The organism is Maribacter halichondriae, assembly GCF_027474825.1.
GTDB classification, from domain to species: Bacteria; Bacteroidota; Bacteroidia; order Flavobacteriales; family Flavobacteriaceae; genus Meishania; species Meishania halichondriae.
The window spans coordinates 153,295-179,970 of the sequence record NZ_CP107030.1; the positions used below are offsets into that span (position 1 = coordinate 153,295).

25 protein-coding genes and 2 pseudogenes are annotated in these 26,676 nt (G+C 40.7%); 5 read left to right on the forward strand and 22 right to left on the reverse strand.

The annotated features are described in order from the left end of the window. Positions 1–68 precede the first annotated feature (68 nt). Together N8A86_RS00690 and N8A86_RS00695 are read right to left on the reverse strand one after the other, a co-directional pair. Positions 69–1,130 (reverse strand): pyridoxal-phosphate dependent enzyme, encoded by a 1,062-nt coding sequence (locus N8A86_RS00690; RefSeq protein WP_273567315.1) that lies wholly within the window; start codon positions 1,128–1,130, stop codon positions 69–71. A 237-nt stretch (positions 1,131–1,367) separates the two neighbouring features. Beyond that, positions 1,368–2,003 carry a glycosyltransferase gene (locus N8A86_RS00695; RefSeq protein ID WP_273567316.1) on the reverse strand — a complete coding sequence of 212 codons (636 nt, stop codon included), beginning with the start codon at positions 2,001–2,003 and terminating at the stop codon, positions 1,368–1,370. Positions 2,004–2,234: 231 nt separating this feature from the next. Here N8A86_RS00695 and N8A86_RS00700 point away from each other — a divergent pair, with 231 nt between their 5' ends. Then, the gene (locus tag N8A86_RS00700) at positions 2,235–3,020 is read left to right on the forward strand and encodes a DUF547 domain-containing protein (protein WP_273567317.1); all 786 of its coding nucleotides are present in this window, start codon (positions 2,235–2,237) and stop codon (positions 3,018–3,020) included. A 105-nt stretch (positions 3,021–3,125) separates the two neighbouring features. On the opposite strand, the pseudogene N8A86_RS00705 reads toward N8A86_RS00700, so the two are convergent. Next, positions 3,126–3,935, reverse strand: a pseudogene (locus tag N8A86_RS00705) (BamA/TamA family outer membrane protein); the annotation flags it as partial. A 42-nt stretch (positions 3,936–3,977) separates the two neighbouring features. Further along, on the reverse strand, positions 3,978–4,211 hold the full coding sequence (locus tag N8A86_RS00710; RefSeq protein ID WP_273567319.1) for a hypothetical protein: 234 nt from the start codon (positions 4,209–4,211) through the stop codon (positions 3,978–3,980). Between the two features lie 115 nt (positions 4,212–4,326). Here N8A86_RS00710 and N8A86_RS00715 point away from each other — a divergent pair, with 115 nt between their 5' ends. Beyond that, positions 4,327–6,597 carry an efflux RND transporter permease subunit gene (locus N8A86_RS00715; protein ID WP_273567320.1) on the forward strand — a complete coding sequence of 757 codons (2,271 nt, stop codon included), beginning with the start codon at positions 4,327–4,329 and terminating at the stop codon, positions 6,595–6,597. A gap of 378 nt (positions 6,598–6,975) precedes the next feature. Here the strand turns inward: N8A86_RS00715 and N8A86_RS00720 are convergent, their stop codons facing one another. The 3 genes from N8A86_RS00720 to N8A86_RS00730 all read right to left on the reverse strand — a co-directional run bounded on the left by N8A86_RS00720 (position 6,976) and on the right by N8A86_RS00730 (position 9,840). After that, positions 6,976–8,253, reverse strand: a complete 1,278-nt coding sequence (locus N8A86_RS00720) for a tetratricopeptide repeat protein (RefSeq protein WP_273567321.1) — start codon at positions 8,251–8,253, stop codon at positions 6,976–6,978. Positions 8,254–8,341: 88 nt separating this feature from the next. Beyond that, the gene (locus tag N8A86_RS00725; RefSeq protein ID WP_273567322.1) at positions 8,342–9,139 is read right to left on the reverse strand and encodes a hypothetical protein; all 798 of its coding nucleotides are present in this window, start codon (positions 9,137–9,139) and stop codon (positions 8,342–8,344) included. Between the two features lie 23 nt (positions 9,140–9,162). Then, a complete protein-coding gene (locus N8A86_RS00730) occupies positions 9,163–9,840 on the reverse strand; it encodes a DUF4331 family protein (protein WP_273567323.1) in 678 nt (225 codons plus the stop codon). A gap of 172 nt (positions 9,841–10,012) precedes the next feature. Here N8A86_RS00730 and N8A86_RS00735 point away from each other — a divergent pair, with 172 nt between their 5' ends. Continuing rightward, entirely contained in the window at positions 10,013–11,203 is a 1,191-nt protein-coding gene (locus N8A86_RS00735) for an LETM1-related biofilm-associated protein (RefSeq protein ID WP_273567324.1), read from the forward strand. A 79-nt stretch (positions 11,204–11,282) separates the two neighbouring features. On the opposite strand, the gene N8A86_RS00740 is transcribed toward N8A86_RS00735, so the two are convergent. From N8A86_RS00740 to N8A86_RS00805, 14 genes and pseudogenes are all read right to left on the reverse strand, one after another. Beyond that, positions 11,283–12,038 (reverse strand): LytR/AlgR family response regulator transcription factor, encoded by a 756-nt coding sequence (locus tag N8A86_RS00740; RefSeq protein ID WP_273567325.1) that lies wholly within the window; start codon positions 12,036–12,038, stop codon positions 11,283–11,285. Positions 12,039–12,122: 84 nt separating this feature from the next. Next, a complete protein-coding gene (locus N8A86_RS00745) occupies positions 12,123–12,440 on the reverse strand; it encodes a 2TM domain-containing protein (protein WP_273567326.1) in 318 nt (105 codons plus the stop codon). A gap of 114 nt (positions 12,441–12,554) precedes the next feature. Then, entirely contained in the window at positions 12,555–12,911 is a 357-nt protein-coding gene (locus N8A86_RS00750; RefSeq protein ID WP_273567327.1) for a 2TM domain-containing protein, read from the reverse strand. 25 nt (positions 12,912–12,936) lie between these two features. Continuing rightward, entirely contained in the window at positions 12,937–13,272 is a 336-nt protein-coding gene (locus N8A86_RS00755; RefSeq protein ID WP_273567328.1) for a 2TM domain-containing protein, read from the reverse strand. 3 nt (positions 13,273–13,275) lie between these two features. Beyond that, on the reverse strand, positions 13,276–13,605 hold the full coding sequence (locus N8A86_RS00760; protein ID WP_273567329.1) for a 2TM domain-containing protein: 330 nt from the start codon (positions 13,603–13,605) through the stop codon (positions 13,276–13,278). Between the two features lie 11 nt (positions 13,606–13,616). Further along, complete coding sequence (locus N8A86_RS00765; protein WP_273567330.1) at positions 13,617–13,964, reverse strand: 2TM domain-containing protein; 348 nt, start codon at positions 13,962–13,964, stop codon at positions 13,617–13,619. Then, on the reverse strand, positions 13,955–14,257 hold the full coding sequence (locus N8A86_RS00770; RefSeq protein WP_273567331.1) for a 2TM domain-containing protein: 303 nt from the start codon (positions 14,255–14,257) through the stop codon (positions 13,955–13,957). Before N8A86_RS00770 ends, N8A86_RS00765 begins: the two co-directional genes overlap by 10 nt. A 210-nt stretch (positions 14,258–14,467) precedes the next feature. Further along, positions 14,468–15,798, reverse strand: a pseudogene (locus tag N8A86_RS21920) (2TM domain-containing protein). A gap of 9 nt (positions 15,799–15,807) precedes the next feature. Further along, positions 15,808–16,431: a hypothetical protein gene (locus tag N8A86_RS00780; protein ID WP_273567332.1), complete on the reverse strand. Its 624-nt coding sequence runs from the start codon at positions 16,429–16,431 to the stop codon at positions 15,808–15,810. A gap of 11 nt (positions 16,432–16,442) precedes the next feature. Beyond that, positions 16,443–16,862, reverse strand: coding sequence for a DUF2141 domain-containing protein (locus tag N8A86_RS00785; RefSeq protein ID WP_273567333.1), 420 nt, complete (start codon positions 16,860–16,862; stop codon positions 16,443–16,445). A 170-nt stretch (positions 16,863–17,032) separates the two neighbouring features. Continuing rightward, positions 17,033–18,157, reverse strand: a complete 1,125-nt coding sequence (locus N8A86_RS00790; RefSeq protein WP_273567334.1) for a Gfo/Idh/MocA family protein — start codon at positions 18,155–18,157, stop codon at positions 17,033–17,035. A 10-nt stretch (positions 18,158–18,167) separates the two neighbouring features. Next, positions 18,168–18,617 carry a sugar phosphate isomerase/epimerase family protein gene (locus tag N8A86_RS00795; protein ID WP_273567335.1) on the reverse strand — a complete coding sequence of 150 codons (450 nt, stop codon included), beginning with the start codon at positions 18,615–18,617 and terminating at the stop codon, positions 18,168–18,170. Between the two features lie 5 nt (positions 18,618–18,622). Further along, positions 18,623–19,027, reverse strand: a complete 405-nt coding sequence (locus N8A86_RS00800; protein ID WP_273567336.1) for a sugar phosphate isomerase/epimerase family protein — start codon at positions 19,025–19,027, stop codon at positions 18,623–18,625. After that, positions 19,028–22,525: a PVC-type heme-binding CxxCH protein gene (locus N8A86_RS00805; RefSeq protein ID WP_273567337.1), complete on the reverse strand. Its 3,498-nt coding sequence runs from the start codon at positions 22,523–22,525 to the stop codon at positions 19,028–19,030. A gap of 185 nt (positions 22,526–22,710) precedes the next feature. Here N8A86_RS00805 and N8A86_RS00810 point away from each other — a divergent pair, with 185 nt between their 5' ends. Both N8A86_RS00810 and N8A86_RS00815 read left to right on the forward strand, forming a co-directional pair. Further along, the gene (locus tag N8A86_RS00810; RefSeq protein WP_273567338.1) at positions 22,711–23,610 is read left to right on the forward strand and encodes a class I SAM-dependent methyltransferase; all 900 of its coding nucleotides are present in this window, start codon (positions 22,711–22,713) and stop codon (positions 23,608–23,610) included. 72 nt (positions 23,611–23,682) lie between these two features. Then, complete coding sequence (locus N8A86_RS00815) at positions 23,683–25,233, forward strand: NAD(P)/FAD-dependent oxidoreductase (RefSeq protein WP_273567339.1); 1,551 nt, start codon at positions 23,683–23,685, stop codon at positions 25,231–25,233. A gap of 11 nt (positions 25,234–25,244) precedes the next feature. Here the strand turns inward: N8A86_RS00815 and N8A86_RS00820 are convergent, their stop codons facing one another. Then, positions 25,245–26,675, reverse strand: coding sequence for a C-type lectin domain-containing protein (locus N8A86_RS00820; protein WP_273567340.1), 1,431 nt, complete (start codon positions 26,673–26,675; stop codon positions 25,245–25,247). Position 26,676: the final 1 nt, after the last annotated feature.

Sequence of the window (26,676 nt, forward strand, 5' to 3'; positions counted from 1 at the left end):
GGGAATCTGTATTTTTTTCATTTCTGCCCTTCGACTTCAAAAAAGGATAGATTCCGGTGTATTTCTTATTAATTTTTAGCAGTTAAAACAGCAACGAAGCGTCCTGGCTCAAAATCATGTTTTTCATCCATTTCCAACAAGGCGATTAGGCCTGCCGTGGCAGCGGGAAGGATTCGAAAGCCTTCCTTTTTCATTAACAAAGCGGTCATTTCTTTCATTTTTTGGTCACTAATATTATAGGCTTCTCCCTGCGATTCTTTTAAGGCATACAGGGCTTCTTCCCCATCAAAACTGTGCCAGTTGATCAACGGTTCATTGTATTTCGTTTCTTTTATGACTTCGGGGTTCAAATCTTTACAATGATCCAATCCTAAAAGAAAAGATTGTACAATCGGATTTTTACGGGTCGAAGATGCCGCGATCATTTTTGGAATTTGAGAGGTCTTTCCTCTTTTATATAAACTTACAAAACCTCTGTAAATACCGGCGAACAAGGTTCCGTTAGAAACTGGAACTGCGCAATATTTCGGGGCATCGCCCAGATCTTCATAAATTTCGATGGCAATCTGTGAATAGGCGCTAATCTGCAAAGGAGTGTTCGACCCTCCAGGATTGGCATCGTACCAACCGTTTACCTCCGCCAATTTGCTACTTTGCACGACTACATCTTCATAGCTTCCAGGCAATCGAATGATTTCGGACCCCAAAGCTTCCATTTCCAAAATGCGATCGGTATGATACGATTCAGGAATATAGATTTCACATTTCATCCCCGCCAAGTTCGCCGCTAGAGCCACTGCTACCCCATAGTTTCCACAGGTTGCCAAGGAAACCACATCAAACTCCCGGCGCAAGGCATCATAAATTTGGGCAAAGGCTATGCGGTCTTTCTGTGTGCCAGTGGGATTGTCCCCTTCATACTTTATGTACAATTGCCGAATATTGAACTCGCGCTCCAATGTCTTGGCACGGTTTAGGCCTGTATCGCCCACTTCCAAGTTGATTATATCCTCATAAGATTCCAATCGATCTACAAGCGATTTACTTTTGTCCTTGACAAGTGTACTCAAGTCTTTTGCCTCGTCGGAAACTTTATTTTCTGCGGTCTTGACTCCGTCTTTCAGGTTCATTTGCCAAAGTTTGTGCTTCTATGAATATAATACTTTCGAGAGGCAAATGTAAGATAGGATGCAATTACTTGATGATTTTAGAAAAATTTATTTTTAAAGGAAATAGACTTGTAAAATAATGAATTTCAGCATGTTATATAAAAATTATAGATTTTTTCGAATCCGATGTAAGCCAAGGACTTTGATCATTCAATTCTATCTGTTGAATTCCGTCAATGATTTTACCTTCCATCAAAATCAAGACGGATTTTGGTACGGGGTTCGAATCAATTTATTATGAAGCGATTTTAACTTGTGGGCGGGATACCCGAACTTGAATAAAGTAACTAGCAAAAGATTTGATAGATTAACGCGCATATACGAGTTATGCTCATATTTTCGGGCAGAGACAATCAAGTCGTTCTTGATAATTTTATACCGGACTTTGTCCTTTTTCATTCGCTCAAAAAATTCGAAATCTTCCATGACTACCTGATTTTCGTCAAATCCTTTCAAACGTTCGAAAATCGATTTCCTTATAAAAAGGCATTGATCCCCACCTCCGGTGAAGATACCGTTCCTGGCCGTAAACGAGGCGTTGATCTTTAATAGAAAATTCTCTTTATCATAACGATATGAAAAAAAACCTGCATCATACCCTTCAGCTATTGTTCTTTGTATATCCGCCAAAAAAGTCTTTGGGGGAATAACATCAGCATGCAAAAAAACCATCGTTTCTCCCCGGGCCAATTGGGCTGCTTCGTTCATTTGAAGTGCCCTTCCACAATCGGCACAATTTACATATTGAAATGGTATTGGCATTTTCAATTCATGTGACCCATCGTTCGTAGTACCGGATAACGCCACAATAATTTCCACATCTTTAAGTGCCACACCTCCCAAATGGCCTAAAAGTCTCTTTAGGTTCTTTTTTCGTTATGGGCAGGTATAATGATGGAAATCATAAAAAAGGTATGTCGATTATACAGTACTAAATTTTTAAAGCGATATCAGCTATCGATTGTATTCTATATACGTAATTTTAAAGGAAAGGTTCTGCTTTTTTAACGACCAAACCCCCGACCTATACTTTAAGTAGGTAACAATAAACATAAAACAAGTTATATGCAATCCGTTTACGTAAAATTTGTCTCTGTATCACTATTTGCAGTGCTTTTCTCAATGCCCTGCAAAGCCCTGAATACCCAAGAAAATGTTGATCTAAATGAGCTTTCCGAAGATTTTCTCAAGAACATCAAAAATGAGGTTACTACCAATAAGATTAGGTCGAAGCTCTATAGCTTATCGTTGGAGGATTTAGAAAGAGGACTAAAGACCGATGCACAAAAATTGGCTTTTTGGGTCAATGTCTATAACGCATATATTCAAGTTATTCTATCCGAAAACCCTAAACTCTATGATGACAAGAGAGCTTTTTTCAAGATGGAACAGATTCCGATTGCAGGTCGTCTACTTTCTTTTGAAAAAATCGAGCATGGCATTATCAGAAAATCGCAATGGCCCTTGGGACTGGGATTGATTCGAAAGTGGTTTCCGAATAAATTCGAACGCAAATTACGGGTCGACAAAAGAGATTATCGTGTTCATTTTGCCCTGAATTGCGGTGCAAAGGATTGCCCTCCAGTGGCTATATTTGACGCGGACCAGTTGGACGAACAGTTCGATAAGGGAACGGAACGATATTTGAAACGCACTTCGGAATATAAGGCCGATAAAAAAGAAGTCGCCGTAACCTCATTATTCAATTGGTTCCGCGGGGATTTTGGCTGTAAAAAAGGAGTGAAGAAAATTTTGAAGACACAGGAAATCATTCCGACCACCAAAGGAGTTGATATTACCTATCAAAATTACGATTGGACGCTGGATCTCGATAATTGGATTGAGCTTTAAAAGTTCGTTATTGCGATGAGCGTTAGCCACGAAGAAATTTGTTGAACTTTACCGAATATTCGACAGATTGCTTCCCCCGAATACTCGGGGTCGCAATGACGAATACTAAAATGCTTCTTTGATCGTAAAATAAAAATTACCGCCCTCATTGGTATGTCCGTAATCGACGCGTATTCTAACCCCGTCCCTTTTGTTTATAATATATCGAAGACCGGTACCGACGGCATTTTTATAGGAAGAAGAAAATGTCTTTCCCAAATCCGGTGCTACGGTACCTGTAGACCCAAAGAGTACGCCACCGAATCTTCCTGTAATCGGAAAACGGTATTCTAGGGCAAAACTTAATTCGGCATTGTCTTGAAAACGTCGGTTATCAAAACCCCTCGTGCGCTTAGAACCTAGATAGTTCAAATCGTAAAATGGAGTTCCTTCAGAACTATTGGCCAAATAGAGATTGGCCGCCAACACTTGTTTTTTGCCCACTTTTTGATAATATCTATTGTCCAGTTCAAATTTTGAATAGTTGAACGAAGCCCCTAATAATTTTGAAGAAGTAAAATATTTTCCTTGAATGTAAAATCCTTTTATGGGAACAAATTGGTGATCGCGTGTGTCATAAAATACTTGAAACCCGATATTAGATACGGTACCGTCTCTCTTGCCATTTACGTCTGACGCTTCCAAAATACCACCTTCGTTTATTTCAAGATTACCGAAAACGTCAAGTTCGTAGCTAAGCCCTATCAAAAAATTGGGGAATATCTCTCGTAATAGTGATAGCCGAACCCGAGGAAAAGTAACCCCATAGGTTTCTTCATCTTCTAGCCTAGAATCTATGCCTACACCATAGAAATTATAAAAGTACTTGTAAAAACCAAATTCTCCCTCGACTCGCCACCGCTCATCATCTTTATAAAAATCGAAAGGTGCATAAAGTAAGAATTGCCCTTTGGTGGTTTAGCTTATTCCCAGCTGTATCGAAGAAGGTCGCGTGTCTCTAGACTCATTTTGTAAATGGAAGGTTCCTATACCCACTCCCCCGAAGCCAAAAGCGGTCTCAGGAGTAAAAAATGCAACCGGGAAAGCCGCTACTTTCAGATTCTTAGTGGAGTCCCTGACTTGGGCCTGGGACCAAATCACATTCATAATAAAAAGCACAAAAGGCGCGAGTAAGAGGGATCTGAAATTCATTCTTATAATTTAAAACAATATGTGGACTATTTTGATTAATGATTTTCGATAGTCCACTATTGATTAACTTTGCAAAGAAGAAAATATTGAATTCCAGGCCACTTTATAGCCTCTTATGCGCAAAATACTTGTTCTAAAAAAGTTCATTGTCCCCTTATTTATCATTTTAGGCATTGGATCCATTTTTTTGTTGAAAGGATTAAAGTTTTCTTTCGATTTCAACCAATTTTTTCCAGAAGGCGATGACGACCTGATTTTCTATCAAGAATTTACAGAGGAATTTGGCACTGACGACAGTTTCTTGTTAATCGCCATTGAAAATGATGAAACCGTTTTCGAAGCCGATTTTCTCAGGCGATTCCACGAGTTTTCGCAAAAAGCCGACACATTACCCTATGTAAAATCGGCACAGTCGCTTACCACGCTTTTCTATCCGCTTAAAACATCCTTTGGATATACGCGCATACCGATAATCAACATCGAAGATTCCACTAAATATCAAAAAAAATGGGAGCGACTTCAGAAAGATAACTTCTTCTTGAATTCATTGATCAACAGAAAAAGTACTTCGCTAGTCGTCGCTCTGGAAACCGAAGATGAACTGGATTATTCGCAATCCGTAGAACTCTTGACTGAAGCCCGAAAGTCGTTAAAAGAAAGTAATCTTCAGGAACATCACTTTCTCGGACGTGCCTTTTTCTATGAGGCCCTAGTAGAAATGCAGATCAGGGAACTTATTGTGACCACCATTGCATCGATCATACTGGTTTTCATTATCCTATTTTTAGTGTATCGCCGTTTTACCATAGTGTTCATATCGTTAAGTTCCATTGCTTTGGCCCTTTTGCTATTTCTAGGCCTACTTTCTCTTTTAGGAAGGGAACTCAACGCTTTGGCTGCTTTTTATCCGGTTCTGATGTTGATTGTAGGCGCATCGGACGTTGTTCACATTATGGATAGTTTTTTAGGAAAGATTCGTCTGGGCGATACTAAAAAGACGGCCATTATTGCAATTTTAAAAGAAGTCGGACTTACCACACTGCTTACCTCGGCAACCACAGCAGTGGGTTTCGCCTCTCTGATGACATCGAGACTGAGAAGTATCACAGATTTCGGAATCAATTCGGCCATAGGAGTATTGGTCGCCTATTTTACTGTCATATTTTTTACTACTACACTGTTGCTTCTGACCAAAAAAGAAAAGTTGGTACCCAAAGGAAATCCAACTCCAAAATGGCCTTTATTTTTAGCTCGTATCAATACATTTACAAAAAGAAATCCAAAATCGATTCTAATAAGTAGCTTGGCATTTACCCTTCTTTGTTTTTGGGGGATTTCAAAAATACATACGGATTTTAAATTCAATGAGAACCTTCCGGAAGGAGGTCAAATTGCGAAAGACTTCCACTTTTTTCAAACCAATTTCACGGGTTTTAGACCATTGGAAGTAGCCGTAAGTACTACCGACGGACACAAGGTATCCGATTTTAAGCGAGTCAAGGAAATCAACCTCATTGAAAATAAACTGAAGTCTTTTGAAGCCATAGGAAATGTGCAATCATTGACACTTTTTTACAAAGGACTCCATAGGGCGAATCATCTGAACAGACAGGAATACTTTGTACTACCAAAGGACGAGAAAACCTTTGAAAAATATAAAAAAGAAATAAAAAAGCTGTCAAGAAAACAATATGCAAAATTTGTCAACGGCGATGAAAATAAGGCAAGAATCGCCACCAGAGTTTTGGATGTTGGAACGGACAACCTGAAAAACATCTATGACGAAATAAATACTTTCATAACAGCGAAAACAGATACCTCGGCCATCAAGTTCAGATTGACCGGCAAGGGCCTATTGCTCGATAAAAATTCAGTCTATATAAGGGACAGCCTCCTCGCCGGGCTTTTCATTGGGTTGCTACTGGTTTCTATCTTGATGGCATTGCTTTTTAAAAACTTCAAATTGTTACTGATTTCGTTGATACCCAACCTACTTCCTTTATTGTTTGCAGGGGCCTTGCTCGGCTTTTTGGACATTCCCTTGGAGGCATCGATTACGGTAGTTTTCGCCATAGTCTTCGGTATTGCCGTAGATGACACCATTCATTTTCTAGGGAAATTAAAAATTTGTACCGCCAGAGGCCTAGGTACCGAAGAGGCTCTCGAGCAAACCTTCAAAGAAACAGGAAGGGCCCTGATTATTACTACTATGGTACTGTTTTTTGGCTTTATGGTCTTATTATTCTCTATCTATCGACCCAGTGTAATAATAGGCTTGCTGATAAGCGCGACCTTGTTGACGGCCTTGGCATTAGACCTACTGCTCTTACCTGTTTTGATTCGAAAAATATTGAAAGACAGTGGTGATATAAACGCTAAGGGTTAGGCTCAATGAGACCTTATTTAGCGTTTATGTGATTTCATGGTCCTGCGCAACGCCCTTCGGGCCATTATCACACGGTAGACCAAAATAGAAATAATAGAAATCCACAGTAAAAACAGAAGATATTCCATATCATTGGAAGTTTATAGGTTAATGTTTAGTTTTTCGTAACACTTGGGGCGTTAAGAAGGGTATCCTAAAATTTTAGGACAGTAAACCTAATGAATTGCAGGGTAATTTCCTACAAAAAAGTTAAAAATATCATAATACGCTACCTCTTTTGGGTTAGAAAAGCACTATGACAGTAATGCCATAGTGCCTTTACACATCAATCAATCCAACCTAAAAACTGAAAATAGAGCGTGTCGTAAAATATCTCATTTATAAATTGGTAATATTACTTTCCATTGAAGGGCCCAGTTCATAAATAGCCCCCAAAAGCTCATTTTTAATTTCTTTCACCTTTTTTGTTTTCCCATTGGCCTTGTAAACTTCGGCGGCGTAATATAGAATACCGGGCTCAAATGTTTTTCCTTCGATATGATTTTCTACAAGCTGAAGTGCCTTTTCTATATTTCCTTGTTTTAGATTGCTATATGCCAATAAACTGTAGGTCTCAGGGGTCGGTCTATTCTCAACTTCTTTCTCGGATAGTTTCATGGCCTTATCGAATTGTTCGGTACGGTCCAAATAGAGCCCTACGTTGTAAACATTGTACATATCACCATATGCGGAATTTGAAACGGCCTTAAAATAACTATCCAGGTTTGAAAGGCTTTCAAGATCGTTGCCCATATATTCGGCTATCTCCGACTTTAGCAGATAATAATCTGGGGCTTGATAATTTTTAGTAACCGAGTCCAAAATTCGAAGTGCCTCTTCGGGGTTTTTTTCATAAGAAAATACGATCCACGCGATTCCCTTTTTGGCATAGGCGTTCGACGGGTCTAATTGAAGTGACTTGAGATAATGGTTGTATGAATCTTCAATTCTTCCGGCATGACCGTAATAATCGGCCAGATTGGTATAGGACCACAGCATCAAATCTTTGTTTTTGGAAGTTTCGGCGTTGGCTTTGGCCATTTCCATGAATTTGATGGTCGTGTCCAAATCGCCTTTATAGTCATTCCATTTTGCCAATCGGATTAAATACCCGAAGTCTGACATATTCTTTAAACTGTCCAGATAATTCTCGGCAGTTGTGTAGTTGCCCAATTCCATGTGAACATCAAAGAGCAAGGCTTGTGTATCGGCTTTGCCACTTCCTATTACCTGCGCTGAGTCTGCCAATTGCAATGCTTCCCTGAAACGATGTTGAGAAATATAATTTCTTACCAATGCCCGATAATATCCCGCCTTACCGATTGCAGCAATATCGACCGCTTTTTTTAGTGCTTGTTCTGATTTTTTGAGAAATTCAATATCACCGGTCTGTTGAAAGTATCGATTGTACTCGCCCCCAACGACCCCAAAACTTAGCAATTGTATACTATCCGGGCGGATTTTCGAATGCCAAAGTTCGAAATATTTAGAAGTGGTTTTTGGCGCTTCACTTGACAAATAGACATTATAGTCGCCTTTATTTGTGATTGTGTTATTACCCTTTTCCGTACAATTAAAGAAAAAAAGAACGGAAAGGAATATGAAAAAATTCTTCATTTTTAAAATACTTTTAGGTTAAAGAATTTGATGTTTTAAAATAAGGGAGGACTGTTACCATCCTCCCCAACGCTCCTTTTTCATAGACTTATTCAGGAGCTCCCAAATAAGGGAAACTTTCTTGTATGTCTGCGGTAAGACTTACACCATCGGACGTTAATCGTGGTAAATCCGCCATGCCGTCCATATCGGTATCTTGACCGCTGAAACGGTTACCTTCCATTCCTCCAAAAAGAAGAATCAAAGAAACATCGATTACATCATCTTGTAATGTTCTACCTGTCAACCCTATTATTGCAGGATCGTTCAATGGATTGCCATCCATATTGACATCAGGTCCGGGCAAGAAATACGTGGTCTGGGCATCAGGTGCGACCTCCAATACATCTGCGGCCAAATATCCGGTCAACGTAGCGGCGTCCAATCCTAAAATGTTGTTTTCATAATTAACAACGGCGGGGTCAAGGCCCAAAAGACCGGCATAAACATCATGGTACGCCTCCAAACGAGCTTCAAAACCGGCTTGAAAAGTGGCTCCCATTTCGGATGGGATGGAATTGTTATGTGCATCTTTAACACTTGGTTCGCCATCCATATCAAAACTCAGTACGGTATTGATGCCAGGTCTTCCCATGAAATCTACTTGTGCATAGGTGCCTGAAAAATCGATTTCCTCAGGCTCCATCGGGTCGGGATCCATTCCTTCGCCCCCACAAGGTATACATGCGGGGCCTCCACAATCTACAGCTGTTTCATTTCCGTTCATAACTCCATCACTACAGGTTGCTTGTAGGCCCGAAGCAATTTCGTCATCATTGTTACAGGCCGATAATGCGACCACAGCAAAAAGTGCCATGAACATATATTTGATTCTATATAATTTCATTTTAAATGTTTTTAAAGTTTATGTTATTGTTTTTTGTTCGTGGTTACCCAAGTTTTATAAACGGGCACACCTAAAGCATTCATGCCCGTGGTCGTACCCAACATACTATTAGGAATCTCAACAACAATAGACATGGTATTGGCGCCATCAAAAGTATCTTCGGCTTCGTCGGCAGTTTTAAAACCGCCAGGAGCCATTCCACCGATTACGGCATTGAACTGAAAAAAGTCAAAGTAAAAAGGGTCTTGACGTGGTCCGGCAAAGAGTGAAATCCCGTTGGCCGACGCGGTAATTGCGCTAGCGTCTGAAATTGCCACCTTACCTAAAGGACTATCGACCAGTACTTCACCACTTAGTCCAGTAGTGGAAGGTGCTGCAGGACCGAAGAAATACATGGTATCGCCTCTTGGCAATGCCTGTATGACTAAATCTTCGATCAAATCGTTATCGGTGTCGATATTGATTTCCGTAAGAATATCCTCATCAAAGGTTCCGTACGCCAAATCTGGTAATACATTAGATTGAAGATCCACGACAAATACGGTATTCTCGGAATTGGTCGTTGGTTCAAAGGCAAAAAAATCAGCAATGTCGGCGGTTGTCCCCATAGATGATGGTGCGTCGATATGGTCGGCCGCGACCAAAACAACACCAATGGCCGCCAAAATGGATAAGCCAAGTAAAAATTTTGTTTTTTTCATTTTAAAAGATTTTTAGATTAGAATTCGCCCTACCTACGACGTTTAAAAACGCAGGGTTTCGTTTTTAATGTTAAAAAAATGTTAATGGAATTTAATCCTTACCGACTCATATCGGCATGGGTGCGTAAAGTCCTATATTTTAGTTTACTTTGCCGTTCTAAATGGTGAAGCTATGAACCCATCAGGAGCGGGTTGGATCAATAAATTCGGTACTGTTGTCAAAGACGACCTGAATAGCTACAGCGATTTTCGAGACCTATACAACGGGCTAAAGAAAACGGGTTTCGTATATGGAATCAATACTAAAATTCCCCGTTTTATAATCCCTGAACATGACCTCTCTGAAGATGAAAAGGCAAAAATCAATCTACTTACCGCCCTCTATTTTACTTTTAAAACAGAAACTGGCAATCCGGACTTCCCTGCCTTTGTAGATAAGGTCTTGCTGTTTTATAAGGATTTGGAAGTCAACCACATATCGTTTTTTGGAAAGCTGTTTACGGGCAACAAGGCGTTATCACAATTGGAAAAACTCATCGATTCTCGGGTATATCTGGAAGATAATGTCATTAGTAAGACCTTCAACAGCATTATCACGAATTCTTTACTGTTCATCGATGCCCTTTTGTTCAAGCGATTTCTGAACAATTCTCTTAGGATAAAGGAACACGCCTATAATCTCGAATATTTGGCCATCAATATTACGTATCACGCTTTGAATTCAAAGGAAAAAAATAAGAGCGATGAGAAACTGGCCCAATTGTTCGCGGCATCGTTGACCTTTATCGACAGCAATATGGAAAACTTTGATGGCTCGTACCGCGAAAAGATATTGCTAAACGATGCCGTATGGGAAAACAAATATTTATTGGACATCGCTTGTTTGACCGTTTGGGAAGACCATTCTTTAGAGTATAAGGAATCGGAGTTTATCTTCGGAATAGGTAAAGATTTAGGTTTTGATAATAAAGTGATTGCCCGCTCTTTGGAAGAGATTACCTCCTTTTTCGATAAAAACATGGAAACCATTCCGTTTTTGAAGGATAGTAATTTGGCCATGCAGTTTTATGACAGTATGTCAAAAATTGTGAACCGATTGATTATACGGAATAGTAAACGCTTGCAAAAAGAAATTTCGGATAGTAAGGAATTGGTCGCCCTACTTTCAAAATCGACCGTCAAGGATTTGACATCGGAAGAGAAAAAAAAGGTCCAAAATCAACTCTTGGATATTTTTAAAAGTATACCATCCCTTGCCATTTTTTTACTACCGGGCGGGGCCGTTCTTCTGCCTATTTTTATCAAGCTCATTCCGAAGCTTTTACCATCGTCGTTCGACGATAATCGCATCGATAAAAAGTAAGATAAAACATATTTTTTATCAATATAAGAAAAATCTATGGCTATATTTAATCCATTTTAAATCAATTATTTAAAGTAATCTATTCCAACCATAACTTAAAATCACGGACTCGTTCTCGACTCACTATGATTTCTTGCTCGGAAAAGCGATTTAGCTTGATTTGAAGTCTAGAATTTGTATACGAAACGATGTCTTTTATGTGGTTGATATTCACATAGAATTTTCGACTGACCCTGAAGAATATTTTGGGTTCCAGTTCGTTTTCTAGATTTTCTAAAGTGGTTTCCAAAAGATAATTTCTTCCATCTAAAGTTGCTGCATAAGTACCTTTGTTTTCACTATAAAAACATTCCACTTCATCGGCATTGATAATTTTCAGGTGCTGCCCTACCCTAGCGGTGAATCGTTTTTTGTATTCCCGCTCCAGCGGATTGACCAATAATTTTTTGATATCCTCAAAATCCAAGGATATTTTTTGTGCGCTAGGCTTCAAGGACTTGAATTTCTTTACGGCAGTTTCGAGTTCTTCATCGTCAATGGGCTTTAATAAATAGTCAATACTATTTAATTTAAAAGCCTGAAGGGCATATTCATCATATGCCGTGGTGAAAATGATGGCACTATGCACCTCGACGTTCTCAAAAATTTCGAAGGAAAGACCATCGGACAACTGTATGTCCAGAAAAATAAGGTCGGGATGCTCGTTGTTCTGAAACCATTCTATCGACTCACGAACGGAGTGCAACATAACGGATACTTCGACACTTAGTTCTGCCAAAAGTCTTGATAATCGCCGCGCTGCGGGCTTTTCGTCTTCTATAATGAGTACGTTCATTGTGTGTTTGGTATTTCTTTGTAAACCTCTTTTTCCTCCTTGCGGCTCTGTGTAACGACACACGTGAGCTATTGCACAGAGGGATTATTCATAATTATTTGATTGAATTCGTTCGTTTTCTATGAATTTTTTGATCTTTCGTTCTTCCCATGTTTTATTGAATAGTGGGTTTCGGTCAAAAACCCGAATGTATTCCGTAAACAGTATAATTCCAAAAACTATAAGAGGAGATCCTATCAACCAAAGGACCATTTGAGGGGCATTTTGGGTATAAAGAAAATATATCAATGGCCCGATGCAAACAGCTATAAATAGAGTCGTCACGACAAACATTCTATATTTCTTGATTTCATCTACTTTCTTGTAGGCTCTTAGAAGTTTACTTTTTTCGTTTTCTTCCATAATCATAATTTTCGCTGTGAACCTCTGTGAATTTTCTCTGTGCAGCCCTGCCTCTCCGGCAGACAGGTCTGTGAAATAGCCCTCATATTTTTGTTTCGGATGACCACAGCGGGTTTATTCATTATTCTCTTCGATATACTTTGAAATCTGCCGCGCTTCCCAATCTTTGATAAACCTTGGCTTAAAGCCCTTGAGCGGTTTTGACTGAAATCTAAAAACATAAAGGGCGTGCACTACCAGACCTATTCCCCATAAAATAGGGGTGCCGAACACATTCAATACAAACCAATCATTGAAACCCGAATCCTGAATTGCTTCTTCCCCAAAAAACCCCAAACCCCGATATATCAAAAAAACCAGAATTATATTGATGATAAGATAAACCGTAAGATGCCTATAGAAATTTTTGATGTTTTCCACTTTTTTTCGGGCCTTTTCTAACCTTTTGATATATTCTTCCTTTGTTTCCATCTTGAATGTGTCTGAATCACTTCACTTAAAAATCATCCTTTTCGAGGTATTTCTGTATTTGTCTTTCCTCCCAGTTCCTTCCTAATACATAAGGTTTTCCGAAGACGCTTATGGCATGAATCAACAATGCCAAGCCCCACACGATGGGCGTTCCATAGACATCCCAATTTATATTTTCTAAAAATCCGGGGTTGCCGAAAACGCGTTTACTCAACAAAATAAAAGTCATTTGGTCACGTAACAAGAACAGTACAACGTTGACAACGAGATATACTGCCAAATGGTTATAGAAACCTCGTATCTCGGCCACTCTTTTCTTGGCCCTCCTTAGTTTTGTCAATTCTTCGTTCTTCGTGGTCATGAATTATCTATATTTCTCGATTTCCTCTTTCTCTCCCTCCATATACTTCTGGATCTGCCTTTCTTCCCAATTCTTGCCGAGTATAGGATTTAACGAAAAGACTTTTACAGCATGAAAGCCCAGGCCGATACCCCAAAATATCGGTGGGGCAAAGGTGCTGAAATGCCAAAAGGAGCCCATGAATGTTTCCCCATAATACATAGTTCCCGTCACTTTGACGACGATGAGCATGGTATTGATAATGACGTAGACCATAAGATGAACATAGAAGCCTTTGACCTCTCGGACTTTTTTCTTTGCCCGTCTTAATTTAAGTCGTTCTTCGTTTTTCATGAGAAAATAGATTACCTATATTTTTCGATTTCTTTTTTCTCTTCTTCGATATACTTCTGAATTTGTCTCTTTTCCCAATCCTTTCCGAAAATTGGGTTCAACGAAAAGACCTTTACAGCATGAAAGGCCAGGCCGATACCCCAGAAAAACCATATGGCGAAGGTGCCAAAGTCCCAAAATGCCTCTGCGAAAGTCTCGCCATTTCCGAGATTGTTACTAATCTTGGAAATCGTTATAAAAAGATTGACTCCCAAATAAGCGGCCAGATGCCAATAAAAACCTTTGAGTTCTTCCACGCGGCGCCTTGCCCGTCGTAGTTTCGACCTTTGGTCCGTGTCTCTAGTTTCTCTTATTTCCATCGGTTCTCGTTTTTATCGTCTTCCATGAACTCTTTGATTTTTCGTTCTTCCCATCCTCTTCCAAAAAATGGGTTTAAACTAAAGGCCTTAATCGCCTGAAAAATGAGTCCGATTCCCCAACCGAAGGCAGCCCACAAAAACCATGGGTAGCGCCACTGATCGGTATACCAATTTAATGCTGCCAAGGCACTGATAACAAATACATAAGCAATGAGACTCGAATAGAATTTCTTGATTTCCTCGACCTTCTCCTTGGCCCTAAAATATTTGTTTTCTTTATCTGAATATTCCATCTTGGATTTTTTTATTTACCTCAAAATTCAGGTATTTCAGGGGGAATGCTAAATTTCAGTTACTGAATTGTCGAAGGTTGGGGATGGATCGTCCTCTCACCCGCCCTCTCTACTTCGACTGCGCTCAGCACAAGCCGGAGAGGGAGCCAATTCTTTGATATTCTGCTAAACAACATCAATATGGTTCCCCATTTTGGGGGTTAGGGGGCTTTAAAAATTATCATCCTCCATATACTTTTTTATCCTTCGTTCCTCCCACCCTTTGCCCCAAAGAGGGTTGTAACCAAAAGCTTCCATACCATGGGCCGCTACACCGAACCCCCAGCCCAATATTGGAAATATGACCCAAGGAAAACTGGTCGTATTTACATTCAACACCACCAGAAAAGGAATGACAATACAATAGGACAAGAGATTGCCATAAAAACCTTTAAGCTTTTCAACGCGCTCTTTTGCCTTTTTATAGAGTTTATCATCGATATAGGCCTGTTGCGTTTCTATCGGCGTCACTTGTTGGGTCAACATCGGTAAGCGCACAACAAAATTTGCGCTATCTTTTTCAATTGCGATCTGTTTGTCGGTCAGTATGGCGTAACGCTGTTTTATATTCTGTAGGCCAACGCCACTACTTTTTTTGACCACCTGCTTTTCTTGAAAATTATTTTCGACGACTAGGCTGCCATCCTGCTCGAAAACCTTGATATGAAGCGGCCGTTCTGAAGTGACCACGTTGTGCTTTACGGCATTTTCCAATAGCAATTGTAGCGATAACGGAACGATTTTCGCTTCGGGATTACTACTTTGTTCGGGGATATCAAAAACGATACTGTCCTCAAACCGCATCTTCAACAATCGAACATAGGTTTTGGCAAACTGAAGCTCTTCGTCCACCGAAACCAAATCTTTATTTTTTTGTTCAAGTACGTATCGATACACCTTTGAAAGTGAAGTTGTAAACTTTTGTGCTTGATAGGGGTCTTCTTCTATAAGACTCGTCAATACGTTCAAGCTGTTGAACAAAAATGGGGATCGAGCTGGTTTTTTAGGGCATCGAATTTAGCCGATGCGGTACCAGCGATTATTTTTTGTTCTTTGACCTTTTTATCCTGTCTTTGCTTATAGTATAAGACAATATAAAAAATAGAGGCAACAACTAATCCGATTATCATGTAGGGCCCATAGCCTAAGAACGTTTCTTGAGCCCAAAAATCATTAAATGAAAAATCGTAGATTCCGACAAGGAGAATGATTCGGGCAATAAATGCTCCAACAAACGTAAAGACAATGTGACCCAGCAGCGCAATAATCAAACCTCTTATCGTAAATAGGCTCTTTTTATAATTGTGGGTATAATATTCGTACCAAAAGGAGTTTGTGGCGTACAGAACAATCGAGAAAATCATATTGTTTCTAACCTCTTTCCAAATATCATTGATTTCGCCACTTAAAGTACCATTGAAATACAATATGGTTACCAATATAATGGAAATGAGAACCCCGATTAGAAGGGCATTACCTATATGTTTCAGAATTCTTTGCATCAACGAATTTTATTTACCACAATTTTCCAAAGTGGCCTCTGCCTGATCTTTGCCCCAATTGGGATGAAAATCGGACTCAGGCTTAAAGTTATTGAAAAGTTCGATAGCGCGCTCGACATCTTTGCAATACGGAGTCACATCGCCGCCGAAGTATTGGGCCGAACCCATATCCCACTGCGCCTTTGAAAACACTACTCGTGGGTTATCAGGAGCCAACTCTGCGGCTTTTGCATAAATGGAGGTCACTTTTGGTGCCAATGTCATGCCGTATGTTTCCCCATCGAACGCCACCCAAGCCGTATGCACCATCGCCTGCTGCACCAATATTTCCGGATTATCGGGAGAGATAGCTTTCGCAATATCAACAGACTCTTGCGCTTTTTCCAATTGTTGGGTCAATTTCTCTTTGTCCTTTTCTCCGAAGGAAATCACTGTATTCACTTGTGCTACATAATAGTGCGGCAGCCAATTGTCCAATTCGACAGAGGCGATGCGCTCGAACATATTCGAAGCTTCAGCGGTCTTGCCCTCGCCCCAAAGCTGAAAGGCTTTTTGCATGCCTTTGGTGTATTGGTCTTGGGCCATCGACATTGAGGTCGCGACCAATGCAATAATCAGAATTACTTTTCTCATGGTTTTCAATTTTAAAGTTTAATAGTTTGTTTTTTAATTTTTTCCGTGATTTCGAATTTGGCATCCTCCCATGTTGGAGGGCCAAAATTAGCTGGCGCATTATTCGATGCACCGGTATCTTCTTTGGGAATTCCTAGAAAATTTGTGTCCAATTCCCCATTATCGTTCTCATCATGGTACAGTGATACAGCATAAACACCTTTAGGAACATCATCAAATCGTGCCTTGCTCTTGCCATTTTCAATTTTTACGGAAACCGCCTTAAAAGGCTTTTTTAACCAATTGTCATCAGAATCATAGAGTCCGACAAGTATTTTGCCTTCTGAACTTTCAATATTGGTTATTTCGATTTCAATGGTAACCCCATTGTTTTCCTGGGCCGTAGCGCCGACCGCCCAGAGTATCAAAAGTATCGTTACGATGTTTTTCATAGTAGTTCGATTTAAATTCGAGTATCGCACAAATTTGATGGGATTTCATGATAAAAAGGAAAAAGAAATACCGAGTTGTAGGTTTCAAGGGATGAATTGTACAAAGTCGAGACCAATAAAAAAGTCCAACAGTTTAACTGTTGGACGATTGTATTATATTTAAAGTCGATTTAGGAAAAAGTAAATTCAGGAAGCTTTATAATCTCCCCGCCTTTTAATGCCGATTCATGGGCCAAAATACCCACACAGGTAATATTCGCCGATTGTTTGGCATTTGGGTAAGGCGATTTACCGGTTATCAAAGCGTCAACAAAAGCATGCACCAAATGCGGATGCGAACCTCCATGACCCGCACCTTGGGTAAATGATAAATGCTGATTGTCATCAGTATCATAAACCCCTTGGGTTGTAAATGACTGGATTTCTTCAGGAAGTAGTTTGGCAAAATCAGGACTTTCAACTTCTTCAGGAATTTCGGGCTCGGGTTTTTTGGCTGTATGAACCACTAAGGGTTTTCCTTCTATCAATGGCCATTCTACTGATTTTTTTGAGCCATATACTTCGAAACTTTCACGATACTGTCGTGCCACGTCGAATAACGAACGATACACTTGTGCACTCAAATCGGAGTTTCGGAATTTAATGTGCGTAGTCTCCACGGCATAAGGGGAATTGTATTCGCCAATCAATTCCTCACGAATGGTTCCAGAGCCAAAACATGAAACATATTCCGCTTCGTCTCGGGTCAATGCCAAAATAGGCCCCACGCAATGTGTAGCGTAGTGCATGGGAGGAAGACCGGGCCAATAATTAGGCCAGCCATCCATATCTTGTTGGTGACTGGCTTTTAGAAATTGAATTTTTCCCAATTCACCATTTTCATATAATTCTTTCATGTACAGAAATTCGCGAGCATATACCACCGTTTCCATCATCATATAGGTCAGTCCGGTTTCTTTGGTCAAGCGAACGATTTCCTCACATTCTTCTACCGTTGTGGCCATGGGTACGGTACAGGCCACATGTTTACCCGCTTTCAATGCTTGAATGGACTGTTCGCCGTGATTGGGTATCGGGGTATTGATATGTACTGCATCGATATCAGGGTCTTTAAGTAGTTCCTCGTATGACGTATACCTTTTTTCAATACCAAAAGCATCGGCTATTTCATTTAGCTTTTCTTCGTTTCGTTGGCATAAGGCAACCAACTCGGCATTGGGGTATTTTTGATAAATGGGGATAAACTCGGCCCCAAAACCTAAACCGACAATCGCTACTCTGATTTTCTCGCTCATTTTATAAATCCTAATCGTTAAATGTATGTTTTAAAAATTCCAATCCTTTACGGGCAAATTCATCTTGACTTGGTGCCAATTTTTTCCAGATATTCACGGCTGCTGCCAGCTCTATATTTTCAGGGGTAAAACTCTCAATAACTATGGAACCGGAGTAATTTACCTCAGCTAGACCTTTTGCAAATTCGTTCCAAGGCGTTAGTCCCGTACCGGGAATTCCTCTATGGTTTTCAGAAACCTGAATATGGATTAATTTGTCTCCAGCAGTCTGAATGGCTTTACGAAAATCCTGTTCCTCAATGGTCATGTGAAAACTATCCAAAATAATTTTCATGTTATCTTCATCAATGTCATTCAGCAGACTGACCATATCTTCAGCCGTATTGATTAAATCGGACTCAAATCGATTCAAAGGCTCTAAAGCGATTTCTAGATTATATTTTCTTGCAATTTCCGCCAAGGCTCTCAAATTAGTGACCGCCCTGCCCCACTCCGCTTTTTTTCGGCTTCGGATGCCAATCTTGCCTTACCAACAGCGGCATAAAGCGGTCCGGCAACAAAGCTTACACCCAATCTTGCGGCAAGTTCAAAACATTTTTCAGCATGTTCAAAACAATTCTGATGTAGTGAGGCATCGGCAGAAGTTAAATCCTTATCATCGCCAAAAACAATACAGATTGATGGTTCGAGTCCATTTTCTTGCAATGCTTTTTTAACGACCGTAACATCTATAAAAGATGGGTCTTCAACAGGAATTTCCACCACATCAAAACCCATTTCCTTTATTTTTGGAAATAGATGTATGGATGCCGTTGTAAAGGGAGCTTCCCACAACCATGTACTCACCCCAAACTTTAGCTGTTTGCTCATTTAAATCGGATTGGCCACAACTTTCATTACTCCTCTCATGATTTTCCAATGCCCGGGAAATGTACAGACATAAGGATATTCACCGGGTTTGGACGGAACCGTAAAACGTAACCTCACCTTTTCGCCAGGGTTTACCATAGCGGTCGAATACAATACTTCAGGCATACTTGGAATGTAATTTCGAGCCTCACCATTTGGATCCTGAGCCATTTTATCCGCTACGGCACCTACCTTTTCAAGGCTCCCTTGTTCTAAAATCAAAATATTGTGCAACATGAAATCATTATTCTCGAATACTAAGGTTACCGTACTTCCTGCCGTTACTTCGAATTCGCTCAAATCATACTTCATTTCATTCTGAATCGTCTTAATGTTGATGACCGTGCCTTCATCCCCTACATTCATTGCCTCATCAACTTCAACCAAAGGTTTATCGTAGTTTTCTGCAAAAACAGCTGCGATAGAAGCGCCCCCAAAAGCGTTATTCGAAACTTCTGAAAAATCGGTTTCCACCTCATATTTCCAAGCACCAGCTAAAGAAACCTTGTTATCACCTGAACGAATGAATAGTTGTTTGGCTTCTCCATAGATACCACCTCCTTGGCCGGTATCCTCTACACGTATCGCTATGGTGTTTTCACCTTTGTTCAATATTCCTACAGGTACATTATAATAGCGATTTTTCGCGTGTTCGTTTTCCGTAAGTCCTATTTGAACTCCATTGATATAAGCAATATCCGAATCATCAATTGGACCTAAGGAAACGTATGTGGAAGCATTCGTGCTAAAATTAAAATCGCGCCGAAACCAAATAATGCCATCCATTTGCAGTCCAGCATCTTCAATGTATTGGGGTAAATCCATAGTCTTCCAAGAACCGTCATCATAATCCGTTGCCTGTCTTTTTACTTTGGCAACAGACGCCAGTTTAGCATCAGGATTTTCCGCAACATATTGCTTCATGAAACCTGCGCCATGACTACTCGCTGCGGCATACACGGCTTTTGAGAGCCAGTTATCTTCGGTAATAGTACTTTCCTTGCTTAATTGGTATAGTTGACTTCCTAAAGATTCAGTTGCTGGTCTTTCCACATAATACAGCAAAGCAGCCATTTTTACTGAGGCATCTTTATCATTTAAAATCTTGGCTTTGTTCAAAGCAGCATCTGTTTTCTCATTTCGAGGAAGCATCTGAATAGCAGCCTTTCGAACAGCTGCTGCTGGATGAAATAAGGCGCCTGCTACTGCATTGGTTGCATCTTCATCCACACCCAAAACACCTAAACCTTCAATCGTCCATAAGGCATGTAATGCACTAGGGTTCATTCCTTGAGCATCTACTTTGGTGTCATTTATCAATTTGTAAAGCGAACCCAACACATCGGTATTGGCACGCTCTACCAATAAGCGTTGAGCGGTCATGCGCCAGAACATGTTTTCATGGGATAAAGCTTCTACCAATTCATCTGGATTATCTTTACTTAAGACTAGAGGGTCTTGAGTTTCGACTGCTTTTGGTATAACACGCCAAATACGACCTCTAGATTTATCGCGTAAGGGATTTACATAGGCATTACCCTCTCCGTTTTCGCCTGTAAATCCACCAAAACTTTCCGTTGGTGTTGGGTTATGCTGTACGATAAAATTATACCAGTCGGCCACCCAAACGTTTCCATCGGGACCGACTTTAGCTTCTACCGGAGATACCCATTCATCGGAACTTGCAAAAAGATTACCCCCATCCTTTTCCACATAACCGGCGCCATTTTTTTCGATTTTCGCGATATGTACCAAGCCCCCTGTTGGCTCGCAAACAAAGGCTACTTTATTCCAATATGAACTTGGATACGTTCTAGCCGTATAAAAATGATGCCCTGCTGCGGCCGTAAATCCACCAAAAACGTCTACTTGCCTATAATTGGGTGTGATAGGTTTCATATCATAATGCCCATCAATTTTCATACTTCCCTGGGCCAGTATGCCATCCAAACCTTTCATGGCAGCATCGGTCATCCCCAAAAAGACGCTGTGGGTATTGTTCGCCGTTGAGGCAAAAATGGAATTGTCTTCGGTGATTCCCAGTCCCCAAGTATTGTTACTGGTTCCGGTCAAAACCTCAAAGTATTTTTTCTTCGGATTAAAACGATACACATCTTGACTGAAATCGTAGGTTTTATCATAAATAGTTCCTTCAAAACCCGAGTAACCCACAACTCCATACAGATTGTTATCCATGCCATATTGCAAGTTCGAAGGACCTGCATGCGTATCGGATACGCCCCAACCATCAATGATGGTTTCGCGGACATCAGCTTTATCATCACCATCCGTATCTTTTAAGAACAGAAAATGCGGGGCTTGTGAAACCACAATGCCACCATCATAGAATGAGAAACTGGTAGGAATATTCAATTGCTCTGCAAAAACAGTAACCTTATCAGCCTTTCCGTCGCCGTTGGTGTCCTCTAAAATCTTCACTTTATCATCACCGATTCCGTTTTCCTCACGCACCGTGTTCGGGTAATCAACGGTTTCAATCACCCAAAGGCGTCCTTTCTCATCCCAATTCATCGCAATAGGATTGATAATATCAGGTTCCGACGCGAACAACTCCAGCTTAAAACCTGCAGGTACTTGAATTAATTTTTCAGATTCTTGAGGAGTTAGCGGCAATTGGTATTTGGGAGCTGGATTCCGCTTTTCATAATTAGGAATTCCGGACCGCTCTTCATAAACCAATGTGGGCATATCGACCATAAAATCTGTCCAATTCTTTTTGGCAGTTTCGTCAACCGCCCAAAGAATTCCTTCTTTAACCAAATTCTGAAAACCTGCATTTTGCCAAGTGCGTTCGTCATGACCAAAAGCCGTGTAGAACACTTTTCCCTTTCCATAATTCTTTACCCAAGTATAGGGCTCATGGTGGTCACCTTCAACACGTTCCATTAATACAGTAATGTCTTCTGCTATTTTATCATGATTGTAGGTTTCATCCCAAGTTTCGAATTCGGCAACCGTTTTCATGATTGGATGCTTTTTATTTACTATGGAAGCTGTAAAAGTGCCGGTTCCGTGGTCCATAAATTGGGCGCCCACCAAATCGATGTATTTCGGGGAGTTCTTAAAACAGAAACTTGCGGAATGTAAGGGAATAAAAGCATGTCCGTCAGAAACAAAATTCATAAGGGCCTTTTCTTGCGAGGGATTTATCGATTCATGGTTGGCATAAATGATCAATCCATCATATATATTCAAATTTTTGGCATTTATGTCATTCACATCTTCTGTATAGGTAATGTTAATACCATCTTTGGTCAAAGCTGACGCGAGAATGGGAAAGTACGCCCGAGAATTATGATGCTCTTGTTCATATCCCAAGAAAAGGAGTTCAATGCGGCGTGGCATATCATCAACCACATATTTATGATCTGATTTACAAGCGAATAAAAAAAATAGGGGCAGTAAATAGGATAAAAATCCCTTAGATATAATCTTCATAGTTGTTGGTGGTTGCATATAACCAAGGTAATAAATTAATGGTTAGTTAATAAATATGGTAATTTCATAGACAAGCATGTTGGTTTTGTCTTTAAAAAAAACCAAATGTGTTCGCTATCTTCAATTTCATTAAATTCGGCAACTTAAAATATTACTCACTCATGATGAGGTCACAATTTTAGTCTATGACCAAAAAATTAAAACGAAACTTTGTATCGGGGCTTTTAAGAACACTTACCCGATGGAACCGCTATATACCTCTTAGCAAATTTCCGATGGGCTATTTTTACTCGCCCATTGTTTCAAAACACGATATCGACGGTTTTGAAAATCAGATTTGGGAAGAACAGAATGGTAATTTTATTTCAAGTATCGATTTAAATACCGATGCGCAACTTCAATTGGTAAAGGAGTTTAAAAATTACTATGCAGAGTTGCCATTTTCCGAGCAAAAGACCGATACTACGCGATATTATCTCGATAATTCGTCATACGCCTACACCGATGGCATCATGTTATATTCCATGATACGGCATTTTCAACCCAGACGTATCATCGAAATCGGTTCAGGGTATTCTAGTGCTATGATGTTGGATACCAAAGAATTATTTAATCCCAAGATGGAAATAACCTTTATCGACCCCTATCCTAAAAAATTATATAGCACTTTCAAGAAATCTGACACTTCGTCGTGTACCGTTTTGGATAAAAAAGTGCAATCTGTTTCTTTGGATGTTTTTAAAACATTGGAAGCCAACGATATTCTTTTTATCGATAGCAGCCATGTGAGTAAAACCGGAAGCGACGTAAACTATGAACTTTTCAAGATTCTTCCGGTATTACAATCTGGGGTTATCATTCATATTCACGATATATTTTATCCTTTTGAATATCCTAAAGAGTGGGTCTATGACGGTCGAAATTGGAACGAAGCCTATTTAATGCGTGCCTTTCTAAGTCACAATACGGATTATGAGATTTTGTTGTTTTCCCATTATTTACATACAAGACATCCTGAAGTTTTCAAGAATATGCCATTAGCCTACAAAAATCAAGGTGGTAATTTGTGGATTCGGAAGAAATAAGCTTTAACACTATGGAAGAGCCGTGCAGTATTGTGTGCCGATGTTCCTATTGATTTCCCTTAATTTTACAATATGGTCAAACATGTTCAAATCCGCCTGACCCTTGAAGAAGAGGCGCATGAGGGAAGCCTAAAGCAAAGGATTGCGAAATACCTCGGGCTCTCGCAAGAGGAATTTAGCTTTAAAATTCTCCGAAAATCCATCGATGCCAGAAAACCAGAAGTCGTTTTCAATTACAAATTGGCCGTCTTCATTGGAGAGAATCCCCCTAAAGAACAATACACCTTCGAGTACCGAGATATTTCCAAAGCCAAGCCCATACACATCATTGGATTCGGACCAGCGGGTATGTGGGCCGCCCTGCGCTGTTTGGAGCTTGGCTTCAAACCTATCGTTCTAGAACGCGGTAAGAATGTACAAGACCGACGACGTGACCTAAAAGCCATCAACCAAGACCATATCGTAAACGAAGATTCGAATTATTGCTTTGGGGAAGGTGGTGCAGGCACGTATTCCGACGGAAAACTCTACACCCGAAGCTTGAAACGCGGCGATGTTCGGCGCATTTTTGAGAGTTTGGTCCACCATGGCGCTACCGAACAAATTCTAATCGATGCCCACCCTCATATCGGCACGAACAAGCTGCCGAAAATTGTACAAAACATTAGGGAGACGATTTTGAAACATGGCGGCGAAGTCCATTTAAATACTAAAGTAACAGATTTCATAATACATAATAACCAATTGAAAACCATTGTTTTAAAAAATAAAATTGAAATGGAGGTCAATCGCGTTATCTTGGCAACGGGGCATTCGGCCCGTGATATTTTTTACCTGCTTGAAAAGAAGAAAATCACCTTAAAAGCAAAGTCGTTCGCCATGGGAGTTCGGGTGGAACATCCGCAGCATATCATCGATTCCATTCAATACCATTGTTCTGGTTCAAGAAACGAATTGCTTCCGGCGGCAGCTTACAGCTTGGTCCAGCAGGTTAAAGGTCGAGGCGTATATTCATTTTGTATGTGTCCCGGTGGATTCATCGTTCCAGCAGCAACTGCTCCAGGAGAGGTGGTCGTCAATGGCATGTCTCCTTCCAAAAGAAATAATCTATATGCCAATTCGGGTATAGTGGTAGAAATCAATGTGGATACCGATATCCCCAAATACGAGCGGTTCGGAACTTTGAAGGGCTTGGAATATCAAAAAGACTTGGAGCGTTTGGCTTTTACTTCCGGCGGACGAACACAAACGGCTCCCGCACAACGATTGACAGATTTTGTAGAAGGAAATATTTCAGAAGACCTCAACCCTACCTCCTATCAACCCGGGCTCAAATCAGCGCCCTTACATTCGCTCCTTCCGAAATTAATCGGAAGCCGTCTACGTGCCGGATTTACCGAATTCGGAAAGAAAATGAAGGGCTACTACACCTCGGAAGCCAATATTGTGGGCGTTGAGTCAAGAACCTCATCACCGGTCACCATCCCTAGAAATGAGCATTTGGAGCATCCTGAAATCAAAGGCCTTTTCCCGTGTGGTGAGGGTGGTGGTTATGCAGGGGGTATTGTGTCCGCCGCAATGGATGGTGAACGATGTGCAGAGGCGGCCGTTGCAAATCTATAATCTACTAGAACTTAGTTTCTATTGACCCGGTAGGTAATTCTTTTGTTTGTAATTACGTTGCAGAGACTAATATTCAAAGTGGTCGTGGCCGTAATATTAAGAGGGGGGTCTCCCACCATACCACCATATTCGACCACATAGCCTTGTGCCGAATAAGCGCCGCTTGTAGCTGTAACATTGGGTAGATCGTTCCAAGAACCTGGTGACGATGTAACCGAGGGATCGGTGATGTGGGCATAATTTTCCTGACCATCAATTCCATTATCCGGGTAATCATTGGGTTCACCTGAATTCCAAAAAGCAAAGGTCAGTTCGGTACCTCCCGCAGCCCCGCTCCAAAATTGAGTTCCGGCCTCGGGTCCGGTCACCCATCGCCATTCTCCTTCAACGGCGGCATCCGTTGCCCCTATCCAACCCACGCCTTGCGCCTGAGAACCCGAAAAATCAGCTTCCGCCTGCGAGGTCAAAGTGGCTAGATAGCCTTGCAAACCGAAATAGGTTCGATTGCTCGCAGCGATTTCGGCATCCGTCCAGCTAATATTGGGATCAGAAACAAACTCGTAATAATGGCTTGTCGAAGGCAAATAATTGGCCTCGCCAACGGTAATCGAAAATTGTCTGATACCCGACGGACTTGCCGAACTTGATGAAAATTCCGTTGCGAGTACGGCCGCTTCAAATTCGATATAAGTCGCAGGGCCTTGAAGTGTGAGCTCTCCTTGAACGGCATCCCAAGTTGGCGTTATACTGGGATGACTTCCCGTTAGGGTAAGTAAATCTTCCCCATTGACGTAACCTCCTGAAATTTGAATATAAACGGCAGTGGTAGAGGTATCGTCAGGATCCGTAATCGTAATGCTTTGGGCAACCGGCATAGAGGCCCCGGGACAATAGACTTGATTTCCAGAACCAACGACCAGTGGAGGCTGGTCAGGTATTTCTGCCGTGAACAGCACATTATCGATGTAATATCTATCGTTACTACCGTCCCAAACACCATCGGTTGCAACGAACCGTATGGCAGAACTAGCACTAATCTCGGCCGGAGCCAAGTCATAGCTTAAACTGTTCGTACCTGATATCGTCGCAATGGTGATAAAGCTAGAACCATTGAATAACTGCACATCCATTGATTCATCCCCTACATCACGGTCATAATCCAATGTTAAAGTCACATCGTTATAGGGCGACAAATCAAGGTTTCTGGTTATATATCGGGTATCAAGATTCTGAAAACGCAGACGATCGCCCACAATTCTCATACGTCCGTTACTTGGGTTTGTACCCTCCCCTGTTTCTGTCCAATTACCCAGAAAAAGCTCAGATCCATCACTATTCGCGTAACTGACACTTTGAAAGTTATCGGCAAAGGTATCCTGACCACGGAGTTGGCAGAAATATAAAAATGAAACGATATAAAGAAAGATTTGTAGAACTCTCATT